Source organism: Nostoc sp. DedQUE05 (assembly GCF_034530955.1).
In the GTDB taxonomy this organism is placed as follows: domain Bacteria; phylum Cyanobacteriota; class Cyanobacteriia; order Cyanobacteriales; family Nostocaceae; genus Nostoc.
The window spans coordinates 48,343-60,296 of the sequence record NZ_JAVRCB010000015.1; the positions used below are offsets into that span (position 1 = coordinate 48,343).

Genomic DNA, 11,954 nt, shown 5'->3' on the forward strand with positions numbered 1-11,954 from the left:
TTGAGAAATTACAAAAAGAACTCCGAATCATAGGGAAGCTACTTGGCTTGACTACAGTGCAAGAAGTGTCAACGGCGAATTTCTCCACAAGGTGCTTGATTCTTCTGGCTGTCTGTGATAGTTTTTTTTGTACAAACCATAAAATACTGTAATTTTATCAAGATACCGTTGTTTTAAATCTCGTTAACCTATTTACACAGATTGGGAGTTAAGAATAAATAGCTAATCTATCGAGATTATTTATTGCAGGGAATACATTGCGAACCAACAAACTAGAAATTAATCTCTAAGCCAGGGCAACCTTATGAGCAAAATACGTGCTGTGATTGTTGATCCCAATGTGCCGGGGCGTTTGGCACTGAGTGAAGTGACTGCACCAAAGCCTGCCCCAGATGAAGCTCTAGTGCGGGTAGCGGCAATTTCCCTCAATCGGGGAGAGATAAAACGTTCAACCACTGCTGAGGCTGGCTGGCAACCTGGTTGGGACTTAGCAGGTGCAGTGGAAATCCCCGCCGATGATGGTTCGGGGCCTCCCCAAGGGGCGCGTGTAGTTGGCTTGCGTCGTGCTGGTGCTTGGGCAGAACTCGTATCTGTTCCCACCAATGCTTTAGCAGTAGTGCCATCATCGGTATCTTTTGCTCAAGCTGCCACATTGCCTGTAGCGGGTTTAACTGCATACCATGCGGTGTTAAAAGGTGGTTCACTTTTGGGTCGGTCAGTTCTGGTTACAGGCGCATCAGGAGGCGTAGGTTACTTCGCTATCCAGTTGGCGCAACTGTCAGGAGCGCAAGTCGTGGCACATATTCGTCAAGCTGGTTATGAAACTTTAGTTAGAGAAGCAGGGGCGCAATCGGTGGTGATTGGCGAAGACCTTTCACCTGCCAGCGAGTATGGGCCCTACGATCTAATTGTAGAGTCAGTGGGTGGCAAGACTTTGGGCGTAGCCCTTGGCTTACTGGCACAGGATGGAAAAACTGTGCTGTATGGAGTATCTGGGGGAGCTGAAGTGACATTCAACGCGGCTCAATTTTTTGGGACTGGTAGCGTCAGCCTATATGGTTTACGTCTGTTCGATGAATTGAGATTTGAATCAGCAGCAATCGGTCTAAAACGGCTTTTGAGTCTAGTAGAAGCAGGTGAGTTGCATCCTCACATTGATTTAGAAGCTTCTTGGACACAAATAGCTGATGTGGCCCAACAACTACTCGATAGGCGTTTTCCTGGCAAAGCTGTGTTGCACATTTCAAAATAATTCGTAATTCGTAATTCGTAATTCGTAATTAATTTTTTCATGCACTAATTTATTCAGAAAGACTAATGTTTTTCCTTGTTGCAATCAGGCAGATTTATTTGTGAGGTGAGAATTACGAATGATGAATTAAAAACTACGAATTATGCTGACTTTTGGTTCAAACTAGATCGGCTTGTAGCCATTAGTAATCTCAAGATAGATCGCCCAAAAGGGACATCACATCCACGTTATTCATCCTTTGTTTATCCGTTGGACTATGGATACTTGGAAAACACTCGCTCTGGAGATGGAGCTGATATTGATGTTTGGATAGGTAGTTTGTCTAGTAAAAAAGTCACCGCCGTCATTTGTAGTGTTGACTTGGAAAAACGGGATACAGAAATCAAAATACTTCTGGGCTGCACTTCTGGGGAAAATCAAACCATCTTGGATGTCCACAATACAGGCTCTCAATCAGCAATATTATTGGTTCGCAATTAAATTATTTAGATTTTTGAGGGTAAGTTTGTATGAGCTTAGAACTAAAACTATCAGGTAAAACAGCGATCGTTACAGGAGGAAGTGCGGGAATTGGTTTAGCTACTGCCAAAGCACTTTATAGTGAGGGTGTGAATGTTGCGATCGCAGCCCGCAATCAAGAAAGACTAGAAAATGCAATAGCTGACATCCAGTCTTTACCAACTTCTGGCGCTAAAGTTATTGCCATCAGCGCCGATCTGACTAAAGCAGAGGATGTTGAAAAAGTTGTCTCTACAACATTAGCCCAATTTAATCAGATTGATATTTTGATTAACAATGCAGGTTCAGCCCGTGCTGGATCTTTCCTAGAATCCACTGATGATTTATTTTTGGATGCTTGGAACTTAAAATTATTGGGCTATATCCGCTTAGTTAGAGCCGTCGTTCCCCATCAAAAAAGTCGCGGTGATGGGCGGATTGTCAATATAGTCGGCGGTGCAGGACGGACACCTCGTCCGAACTTCCTAGCTGGTGGTACAAGCAATGCTGCTTTGTTGAACTTCACAAAGGGCATTTCTAAAGAGCTAGCCGAGTACAACATTCGCATTAACGCTATCTCCCCTGGTGCTACAGCTACTGAGCGTGCCGAGACTTTAGCTCGGCAAAACGCCCAAGCGCAAGGCATCACTGTTGAGCAAGTGAAGGCACAAAATATCCAAAGTATTCCTTTAAAAAGAATCGCCCAGCCAGAAGAAATTGCCGCGCTGGCGCTATTTTTGGTGTCCGATCTTGCTGCATCGATTACAGGAACAGAGATTATCGTTGATGGCGGATCTACCCCTGGTGTTTAGTAGAGACGCAATTCATCAGACGCGATTCATCGCGTCTCTACATTTTGTCAAAACATAAACTTCTTGGAGATAAAAACATGGGTTCCCAATACTTTGATATCAAACCAGTTGCAGGACGTATCGGTGCTGAAATTATTGGTGTTAATCTGAGTTTTAATCTCAGTGATGACATCATCAGCGATATTCGCAAGACTTTAGTCAAATACAAAGTGATATTTTTCCGCGATCAGCAACAACTCGATGCTAATGGACAGATTGCTTTCGCTCGTCGTTTTGGTGAAGTCACTACAGCCCACCCCACTGTACCATCGCTGCCAGAAAATCCAGAAGTCTTAGACCTGAATTATGGTCGTACCACTTCCCGCGCCAATAGCTGGCATACCGATGTGACATTTGTAGACCGTCCACCTCTCGGTTCTATCTTACGAGCGCTTGATATTCCCCCAACTGGTGGCGATACAGTCTGGGCAAACTCAGTAACTGCATACCAAGATTTACCTATTCATCTGCGTAATCTCGCAGACCAACTTTGGGCAGTACATAGCAACAAATACGACTATGCAACTGCATTTGACTTACCTGAAGATGCCAAGGCTTACCGGGCTGTCTTCACCTCGACTGTGTACGAGACTCTGCACCCAGTTGTACGCGTCCATCCCGAATCTGGAGAGCGTGGGCTATTCATCGGCGGATTTGTGCGCCAGTTCCGTGGCTTATCAACAACTGAATCAGATGATATTCTCCGGCTGTTGCAAGCGTATGTAACACGTCCTGAAAACACAGTCCGGTGGCGTTGGCAAGTTGGCGACGTAGCTTTTTGGGATAATCGGGCTACTCAACATTATGCGATCGCAGATTACGGCGACCAGCCCCGCCACGTTCAACGAGTCACAATTGTCGGCGATCTCCCAGTTGGCATCGATGGTAAACAAAGTGAGGCTATCAAAGGAGATGCTTCTGAGTACAACCGTCGTCAGGCGGTGACTGCGTAGTACTTGAGCATTGGGCACTTGTACTGAGTTTCGACTACGCTCAACTACCGCGAAGTCGTTGGCGCAGCCTATCGTAGAGAAGTATTGGGCATTGGGAATAAGAGAGAGATCAGTCTTTGATACTTGTGAACGAGTGTTTAATATTCGTGAATGAGTCTTTGAACTCCATTAATGAGGCTTTGAGCTTCATTAATGAGTCTTTGAACTCCATTAATGAGTCTTTGAGCTTCATTAATGAGTCTTTGAGCTTCATTAATGAGTCTTTGAGCTTCATTAATGAGTCTTTGAACTCCATTAATGAGGCTTTGAGCTTCATTAATGAGCCTTTGAACTCCATTTCCCTGTTCCCTGCCCTTTACTGGCTTAACCTTCTGCTGAGTAATGACGATCGCGCTTTTTTATGAAACTCTTCTATACACCTAACTCGCCCTATGCACGCATTGCACGGGTAGCAATAATAGAATTGAATCTCAGCAATCAGATCGAAACGCAAAAAGTCATTGCACGAGATCCGAACAGCGACCTACTGAATTACAACCCTACAGGTAAAATACCAACTCTAGCGACTGACGACGGATTTATCTTGAGTGAAACACGTATAATTTGCGTCTATCTGAATCACTTAAATCCTGAAATTAAACTAGTTGCTGACATATCTAATGGCTTTTTACAGCAACTTGAAGGTATGACTGGTGGGTTCATAGATGGCATTGCTGTCTGGGTACGGGAGTTAAGGCGTCCCCACAGCGAACAGTCTCCTGGGGCGATCGAGTTTGAGCGTGAGCGAGCGTTGAGAATTTTGGAATACTTCGAGAAGATATCAGATAAACTCGACCAAACTCCAAAACTTGCTCATATAACCCTCGCCTCTGCACTTGGACTAGAAATCCGCCTTCCCAATCTGCAATGGCGGCAGAAATATCCAAAACTTGCTAGTTGGTACGATGAATTCTCTAAACGACCTTCCATCCAAGCAACAAGACCAGAGTCTTAATAACTAACATTTTCTTGTTCCAAACTGGAGAACGAAAAAAGCATAAGTACGCCCTCGCAAATATAAACATGAGTACAAAAAAACAACTTAAACTCGGAGCATTTTTACCTGGGAGTGGCCATCATGTTGCAGCTTGGCGACATCCCAACACCCCGGCTGATGGAGGTCTGAACTTCCAACATTATAAGCAGCTGGCACAAACGGCTGAACGGGGTAAATTTGATATGCTTTTCCTCGCAGATGGTTTAGCCGTCTGGGATAGAGGACAAGGGGCTGAGGCTTTTAGCCGTTCGGGACAATTCAGTGTCCATTTTGAACCTTTAACCTTATTATCGGCTCTGTCTGCGGTGACAGAAAATATCGGGTTGGTGGCGACATCATCAACGACTTATGATGAGCCTTATCATCTCGCCCGCAAATTTGCATCACTGGATTATCTAAGTGGTGGTCGTGCCGGATGGAATCTTGTAACCTCTGCTGCTGAAGCCGCAGCGCAGAATTTCAGCCAAGAAAAGCACCTAGAACACTCGCTACGCTATGAACGGGCGAAAGAATTTGTGGATGTTGTCACTAAACTTTGGGACAGTTGGGAAGACGATGCTTTCCTTCACAATAAGGAGTCAGGTATTTACTTCGATGCAGAAAAGTTGCATGTTCCCCACCACAAGGGTAAATATTTCTCAGTGCGCGGCCCGCTCAATGTGGCGCGTCCACCACAGGGATATCCAGTAATCGTACAAGCTGGATCTTCCGAGGCTGGACAGGATTTAGCTGCCCAAACAGCAGAGGCGATTTTCACTGCACAACAGACATTGGCAGAAGCTCAAGCCTTCTACGCTAGCGTCAAGGGGAGATTGGCTAAATACGGACGTTCCCCTGACCATCTCAAAATTATGCCAGGTGTATTCCCGGTAATTGGTAAGACTGAGCAGGAAGCTAAGGATAAATATGAGCAACTTCAGGAGTTGATTCATCCCTTAGTCGGATTAGGCCTACTTTCTGGGCTAGTGGGTGGCCATGATTTGTCTAAATATCCCCTAGATGGGCCGCTGCCGGATCTGCCAGATACCAACGGCGGCAAAAGCCGCTTGCAGTTGATCACCGATCTTGCCCGCAGAGAGAATTTAACAATCCGGCAACTGTATTTATGGATTGCAGGAGCGCGGGGACATCGAACGATTCTCGGAACACCAGAACACATTGCCGATCAGTTAGAAGATTGGTTCGTCAATGGTGGGGCTGATGGATTTAACATCATGCCGCCCTGGCTACCTGGGGGTTTAGAGGAATTCGTGGACTTAGTAATTCCCGAACTGCAACGCCGAGGAATATTTCGTACTGAGTATGAAGGTAGTACTTTGCGTGAAAATCTTGGTTTGCCCCGTCCGGTGAACCAGTTCACTACAAGGACTGCTCCTGAACCTGTGGGCGTCGGTTCCTTGGCATAGTTTTGATTAGACATCTTGCAAAAGTAACTTTTGCCAAGATGTTGGGGAAAGGTTAAAGGTTACTGGGTTTGGGAAAATTCCATACCTTTACCCTTTACCCCTTACCCTTTTCCCCACAATCCCAAGAAGTCTATTGAACAACTGGCAGCGTTTTTGAAGCGACGGCTTTGATTTCCTCAAACTTCATCTGGTTTGTTATTCCAGTGGTTTTAACAATACAATCAAGTCGTCTCTAAGGAAACTTTTTATTGTGTTGGGCATCTTAACGGTTCTACTATCCTCCTTTGTTTTGACGTTTCACAACGTTACTGTCCGAGTTTTGTTTTCAGAACATCTCGTACTAGGTTTATTTTTACTTGGTGGATACGTTAAACCGGATTTGCAGAATTCATTCTTGCTGATGTTCATGCGAATGCTGCTGGTGGTTCCACTCATGGCATCTCTATCATTTAAGCTATATCCATCTGCTTGGACAGAACTCCAATACTTGTTTACCCGTGTTCGCAGGGATGTTCTAATCCAAGCTCTTGGCTGTGGGGTGCTGATGTTTGTGTATATTGCCTCACTCTACATTGCTATTGGCTTGATTCCCACAGGTATTGCCTTGACCCTTTTCTTCACCTATCCCGTATTTACAGCGCTGCTATCTTGGAAGTTTTTTGGCGATCGCCCCACATTGTTCCGTTGGCTGGTGATGGGTATTATTCTGGTGGGAAGCGCTCTCACCATTCCCCAATCTTCTGCCACCTATAGCAGTCATACCATTGCGATCGGTATTTTCGCTAGTTTTGGCGCTGGGATCGTTTACGCCTTTTATTGCATCATTGCTCAAAAATGTTTGGAAAAATTCCATCCAATTCCTTTTACGTGGATCAGTTTTGCCTCCACTTTACTGCTTTCTGGTGTTAGCTTACTGTTTTGGCCAGCTAAAAGCGGACAACTTGACTGGACACCCTTATGGATTGGTAGCATATTTTCGGGTCTTGTCAGCTTTCTGGGACACACTTTAAACAATGTCGGGATTCGGATGGTTGGCGCATCTACCGCTTCCATAATCGGCTCTAGCAGTCCAGCATTGACAGCGTTAATGGCATGGATAACCATTAACGAAACTTTAAATGTGATTCAGAGTATAGGGATTGGTGTTGTCACATTGGGGATCGCGTTACTTAGTGGAGAAGGCTTTGTGAAATCGCTCAAAATTAGGGGTTGAATTGGGCATGGGGCATGGGGCATGGGGTAATTTTAGAACGTTACTTTCTTAATTACGAATTACTAATTACGAATTAATATCAAATATGCCTTTCTCCGCTATCCTCTTCGATCTTGACGGGACTTTAACAGATCCGAAACCTGGCATCACTGGTTGTATTCAGTATGCTCTATCTGAACTCGGTTACAAACCACCAAATGCTGATGAATTAAATTGGTGTATTGGCCCACCACTGAAAGATAGCTTTTCGCAATTACTCAATACCTTGGATAGCAAAGTAATTGAACAAGCTATTTTACTTTATCGTCGTCGCTTTGCCACAATTGGATTATTTGAAAACTCCCTTTATCCTCAAATTTCAGAAGTCCTAAAAGCCATTCGTTTTGCTGGTTATAAAACTTTTGTTGCGACTTCTAAACCATATATTTATGCTACGCAAATTATTGAATATTTTGGCTTATCATTGCTTTTTGATGGTATTTATGGTAGTGAAATTGACGGAACCCGGAGCATAAAAGGTGACTTAATTCACCATATTTTATTAACAGAAAAACTTTTACCCTCTACTGTGGTTATGGTAGGCGATCGCTCCCATGACATCATTGGAGCCAAGCGCCATCAAATCGCCTCAATTGGTGTCACCTATGGCTATGGAACCGAGGAGGAATTGAAGGCTCATGGTGCTGACTTGATTGCCCATTCTCCAAGTGATATTCCCAGATTTATAATTTATAATTCGTAATTCGTAATTCGTAATTCGTAATTTAAAATAATGCCGCCATCATTAACGTTTATCCATAGCTTGCTGTTGTTTAGTACTGCTTTTATTGCAGGCGGCTTAAATGCTGTAGCCGGTGGTGGAAGCTTTATCACGTTTCCGACTCTCATCTTTACGGGTGTACCTCCGATCGCAGCTAACGCCACCAATAATACTGCAATTTGGGTGGCTTCCCTAGCCAGTGCTGGAGCATATCGTCAAGATTTAGGCATCGAGCGGCGAGATTTTTTACTTTTATGTGGTGTCAGTTTAGTTGGTGGCATGATTGGCTCCATAGCTTTGTTGTATACATCGCCAGATGTCTTTAAAAAGCTGATTCCCTATCTATTGCTGCTAGCAACAGTTGTATTTACCTTTGGCGAACCGTTCAAAAAGTGGTTGCAGCGTCAAAACCAGAATACATCACCGGAATCTGTACCGTTGTTTAATTTGGTACTGGCTCAACTAGCGATCGCCATCTATGGCGGTTTCTTCGGCGCAGGTATAGGAATTTTAATGCTGGCAGCTTTAACGTTTTTAGGTATCAAAAGTATCCACAAAATGAATGCTTTTAAGACATTTTTAGGGAGTTGTATCAATGGTATTGCGATCGTTCCATTTCTTTTTGCTGGTGTGATTGCTTGGCATCAAGCTATTTTGATGGCAGTCGGTGGCTCTCTTGGTGGTTACTTAAGCGCCCATTATGCTCGTAAACTTGAACCGCACTTAATTCGGAAATTTGTCATGATTGTTGCCTTCAGCATGACTGCCTACTTTTTTATTCACGGTTAAGAACTGGGAACTACTCAGGGGTGATATATGGAAGCATCAAAAAAATCACAAGTCATGCTCCGTGCTTTTAGTTCTAGAAATTTTCGCCTGTACTACACAGGTCAGGCAATTTCTCTGATTGGTACGTCGATGACTCAAGTGGCTACTAGTTGGCTAGTATATCGCCTCACCGATTCCGCTTGGTTACTAGGTCTAGTGGGCTTTGCCAGCCAAATTCCCACACTTCTATTGATTCCTCTGGGTGGAATCATTGCCGATCGCTGGAATCGCGATCAAATCCTGCTTGTTGCCCAGATATTGGGAATGCTTCGGTCTTTAGCCCTAACATGGTTAGCCCTAAGCAGTACGATTAATATCGAGTACATTGCAATTCTTGGTGTACTGCAAGGGATGATCAACGCCTTCGATATTCCGACTCGGCAGGCATTTATTCCAGAAACAGTTGCTAAAGAAAATCTCGGTAATGCCTTTGCCTTGTACTCTTCTCTTATAAGTGTGACGAGTATGGTGGGCCCTGCGATCGCAGGTTTATTAATTGTGGCGCTGGGATCGGGACTATGTTTCCTAATTGATAGCATCAGTTACATCGCTGTAATTATTGCCCTTTTAGCAATACGGCTGACATCCAGAAAAACCGTTATTTCTAAACGCAAACCTTTAGAAGAATTAAAAACTAGTTTTAAATATGCCTTTGGGTTTTTGCCAATTCGATCAGTCTTGATTGGTTCGGCTTTAGTTTGCTGCGTGTGGGCATTTTATTTAGCTTTGGGGCCAATTTTTGCCAAGGAGATTTTGCAGGGCGGCCCTAATACCTTCGGCTTCTTGATGACAGCTTCGAGTTTGGGAGCCTTAGCAGGTGGTATTTATTTAACTAAGCATAGCAATGTACTGGAATCGGGTAAAGTTCTAGCTTTGGGTATAGGTTTTATGGGAGTAAGCTTAATTGTTTTTGCCCTATCCCGTGTATTCTGGCTTTCACTGCTTTCATTATTAGCAGCTGGTTTCGGCTTTATTTTGCAAATAATTGCCGGACGCACCTTGCTTCAGTTATTGGTGAGCGATGAAAATCGCGGACAAATTACAGGTCTTTATGTTATGGCATCTACAGGCGCAGTATCTATAGGTAACTTAATAGCTGGCGCACTAGCAAGCAAAATTGGTAGTAGTAATACTGTCATCCTTGGTGCAAGTATTTGTATTGCAGGCTCAATTTTCTTTATGCAACAAATCTCCACCTTCCGCGATCTGGTTCGTTTAAATCTACGTACTGAAGGAGCTTAAAAGAAAAATAGCTCTGACGATTTAAAAGAGTGCATAATCAGCCATAACATCAAAAATTGGTAACAACAATGACTACTATAAATGACCCTACTGTTGTAGCTGAAGTAACCGATTTGTACCTCAAATACGAAGAAGCCCTTTCTAATAACAATTTGGAGGTGATGGATAGCTTGTTTTGGGATGCGCCCGAAGTAGTGCGGTTTGGCATCACAGAAAACCTCTATGGTAGCGATGAAATTCGTAACTTTCGCCAGAATCGGCCAAGCCCGAAAATAGAGCGAGAAATCTCTAATCTCAAGGTTGTTACCTTTGGAAAAGATGCCGCAACAGTAACTTTAGAATTTCGCCGGATCATCAATGGTGTAGAGCGTTTCGGACGACAAAGCCAGACTTGGTACAGGTTTACTGAAGGCTGGAAGGTACTTTCAGCGCACGTTTCATTATTGCCAGTGTGAATTTTAAAATTATGACTAGCATTACCGAAATTGCCCCAGATATCTATCGCATCTCAACCTATGACCCAAAAATAGATATGCAATTCATCCAGTTTTTAGTGAAGGATGAAGAACCATTATTATTTCATACGGGTCTAAAGGGGATGTTTCCAATAGTACATGATGCAGTGGCAAAGATTATTGACCCATCACAAATTCGCTGGATTAGCTTTAGCCATTTTGAAGCTGATGAATGTGGATCGCTAAATGAATGGCTGTCCATTGCGCCAAATGCTCAGACAGTTTGTAGCCCCATAGCAGCCTTTGTGAGTGTAGATGATTTTGCAATTCGTCCATCCAAAATTATGCAACATGCTGAAGTTTTAAACACTGGTAAATATAGTTTTCAGTTTCACCATACACCACAAGTTCCTCACGGTTGGGATGCAGGATTATTCTTGGAAACTAGTCATAAAACCTTATTTTGCTCAGACCTTTTCCACCAGTTTGGAGATGTGGAAGCAATAACTGAGTCTGATGTGATTGAACGGTTTCGTCAAACAATTGTCAATTATGAAGCAAGTCCTTTTCCCAATTACATACCATATACAACACATAGCGATGCCTGCGGCGGGCTGCGCCAACGCATTCTCCAAGAACTAGCAGCACTCAAGCCGCGTACACTGGCGACAATGCATGGTTCAACGTTTGTGGGAGATGGTGAACGTGCATTGCAGGATCTAGCAGTTGTGTTGCGAGAAGTTTTGGTGAATCAGATTACTGCCACATAAATCTGCGTGACGGCAAAAAATGCAGTAATTTTAGCAACACGCATCCAATGAAATAATTACTGTAAAAAGTAGAAAAACAGAGGTTTAAATATGGTAAGTCCATTTGATTGGATTTTATTAAAATCTAGACATATAGTAAAAGACAGATGGATTTCAGTACGGTCTGATACTTGCCAAATGCCTAATGGAACAATAGTTGAACCCTATTATGTTCTGGAATATCCAACATGGGTAAATGTTGTAGCTTTAACCAAAAATCAAGAAGTTATTTTAGTAAAGCAATATCGCCACGGTCTGAAAAAAACAATTCTAGAATTGCCCAGTGGTGCTGTAGAGACTGAAGAGTTTTTTCCAGTAGAAGCTGCAAAACGCGAATTATTAGAAGAAACTGGTTACACGAGCAATCATTTTATTGAAACTGGTATATTATCACCAAACCCAGCTACTCATACCAATTTAACCTATTGTTTTTTAGCAACAGATGTGGAATGTGTAGCTGATTTAAAGTTAGACGTTACAGAACAAATTGATGTAGTTTTATTACCCCTAGAAAAGGTAATTGAAGGTATTGAGAATAATATATTACTGCAAACATTACATATTAGTTCATTATTCTTCGCTCTCAAAAAACTTGGTAAAGTGCAATTTTATTAGTCATCTGGCTAGAGTTGCCTTTGTCAATAGTCCTTA

13 protein-coding genes are annotated in these 11,954 nt (G+C 43.2%); all 13 read left to right on the plus strand.

The annotated features are described in order from the left end of the window. Positions 1 to 304 precede the first annotated feature (304 nt). Positions 305 to 1,252 carry a zinc-binding dehydrogenase gene (locus RMZ42_RS13415; RefSeq protein WP_322671862.1) on the plus strand — a complete coding sequence of 316 codons (948 nt, stop codon included), beginning with the start codon at positions 305 to 307 and terminating at the stop codon, positions 1,250 to 1,252. 105 nt (positions 1,253 to 1,357) lie between these two features. Further along, positions 1,358 to 1,732 (plus strand): hypothetical protein, encoded by a 375-nt coding sequence (locus tag RMZ42_RS13420; protein WP_322671863.1) that lies wholly within the window; start codon positions 1,358 to 1,360, stop codon positions 1,730 to 1,732. Positions 1,733 to 1,761: 29 nt separating this feature from the next. Continuing rightward, positions 1,762 to 2,562 carry an SDR family oxidoreductase gene (locus RMZ42_RS13425; protein ID WP_322671864.1) on the plus strand — a complete coding sequence of 267 codons (801 nt, stop codon included), beginning with the start codon at positions 1,762 to 1,764 and terminating at the stop codon, positions 2,560 to 2,562. 77 nt (positions 2,563 to 2,639) lie between these two features. Next, complete coding sequence (locus tag RMZ42_RS13430; RefSeq protein WP_322671865.1) at positions 2,640 to 3,554, plus strand: TauD/TfdA family dioxygenase; 915 nt, start codon at positions 2,640 to 2,642, stop codon at positions 3,552 to 3,554. Positions 3,555 to 3,954: 400 nt separating this feature from the next. After that, positions 3,955 to 4,548, plus strand: a complete 594-nt coding sequence (locus RMZ42_RS13435; RefSeq protein ID WP_322671866.1) for a glutathione S-transferase family protein — start codon at positions 3,955 to 3,957, stop codon at positions 4,546 to 4,548. A 68-nt stretch (positions 4,549 to 4,616) separates the two neighbouring features. Then, positions 4,617 to 5,996: an LLM class flavin-dependent oxidoreductase gene (locus tag RMZ42_RS13440; RefSeq protein ID WP_322671867.1), complete on the plus strand. Its 1,380-nt coding sequence runs from the start codon at positions 4,617 to 4,619 to the stop codon at positions 5,994 to 5,996. A gap of 250 nt (positions 5,997 to 6,246) precedes the next feature. Next, positions 6,247 to 7,209 carry a DMT family transporter gene (locus RMZ42_RS13445; protein ID WP_322671868.1) on the plus strand — a complete coding sequence of 321 codons (963 nt, stop codon included), beginning with the start codon at positions 6,247 to 6,249 and terminating at the stop codon, positions 7,207 to 7,209. Between the two features lie 85 nt (positions 7,210 to 7,294). Then, a complete protein-coding gene (locus tag RMZ42_RS13450; RefSeq protein WP_322671869.1) occupies positions 7,295 to 7,951 on the plus strand; it encodes an HAD family hydrolase in 657 nt (218 codons plus the stop codon). Between the two features lie 30 nt (positions 7,952 to 7,981). Continuing rightward, positions 7,982 to 8,758, plus strand: a complete 777-nt coding sequence (locus RMZ42_RS13455; RefSeq protein ID WP_322671870.1) for a sulfite exporter TauE/SafE family protein — start codon at positions 7,982 to 7,984, stop codon at positions 8,756 to 8,758. A gap of 27 nt (positions 8,759 to 8,785) precedes the next feature. Beyond that, a complete protein-coding gene (locus RMZ42_RS13460; protein WP_322671871.1) occupies positions 8,786 to 10,039 on the plus strand; it encodes an MFS transporter in 1,254 nt (417 codons plus the stop codon). Positions 10,040 to 10,107: 68 nt separating this feature from the next. Continuing rightward, positions 10,108 to 10,494: an oxalurate catabolism protein HpxZ gene (gene hpxZ, locus RMZ42_RS13465; protein ID WP_322671872.1), complete on the plus strand. Its 387-nt coding sequence runs from the start codon at positions 10,108 to 10,110 to the stop codon at positions 10,492 to 10,494. Positions 10,495 to 10,505: 11 nt separating this feature from the next. Further along, entirely contained in the window at positions 10,506 to 11,264 is a 759-nt protein-coding gene (locus RMZ42_RS13470; protein WP_322671873.1) for a hypothetical protein, read from the plus strand. A 90-nt stretch (positions 11,265 to 11,354) separates the two neighbouring features. After that, positions 11,355 to 11,918 carry an NUDIX hydrolase gene (locus tag RMZ42_RS13475; protein ID WP_322671874.1) on the plus strand — a complete coding sequence of 188 codons (564 nt, stop codon included), beginning with the start codon at positions 11,355 to 11,357 and terminating at the stop codon, positions 11,916 to 11,918. The last annotated feature ends 36 nt before the right edge of the window (positions 11,919 to 11,954 follow it).

Coding starts and splice junctions, on each gene's coding strand:
- RMZ42_RS13440 (WP_322671867.1), top strand. CDS start 4,617: ATGAGTACAAAAAAACAACTTAAACTCGGAGCATTTTTACCTGGGAGT.
- RMZ42_RS13460 (WP_322671871.1), top strand. CDS start 8,786: ATGGAAGCATCAAAAAAATCACAAGTCATGCTCCGTGCTTTTAGTTCT.
- RMZ42_RS13470 (WP_322671873.1), top strand. CDS start 10,506: ATGACTAGCATTACCGAAATTGCCCCAGATATCTATCGCATCTCAACC.
- RMZ42_RS13435 (WP_322671866.1), top strand. CDS start 3,955: ATGAAACTCTTCTATACACCTAACTCGCCCTATGCACGCATTGCACGG.
- hpxZ (WP_322671872.1), top strand. CDS start 10,108: ATGACTACTATAAATGACCCTACTGTTGTAGCTGAAGTAACCGATTTG.
- RMZ42_RS13415 (WP_322671862.1), top strand. CDS start 305: ATGAGCAAAATACGTGCTGTGATTGTTGATCCCAATGTGCCGGGGCGT.
- RMZ42_RS13475 (WP_322671874.1), top strand. CDS start 11,355: ATGGTAAGTCCATTTGATTGGATTTTATTAAAATCTAGACATATAGTA.
- RMZ42_RS13425 (WP_322671864.1), top strand. CDS start 1,762: ATGAGCTTAGAACTAAAACTATCAGGTAAAACAGCGATCGTTACAGGA.
- RMZ42_RS13450 (WP_322671869.1), top strand. CDS start 7,295: ATGCCTTTCTCCGCTATCCTCTTCGATCTTGACGGGACTTTAACAGAT.
- RMZ42_RS13430 (WP_322671865.1), top strand. CDS start 2,640: ATGGGTTCCCAATACTTTGATATCAAACCAGTTGCAGGACGTATCGGT.
- RMZ42_RS13455 (WP_322671870.1), top strand. CDS start 7,982: ATGCCGCCATCATTAACGTTTATCCATAGCTTGCTGTTGTTTAGTACT.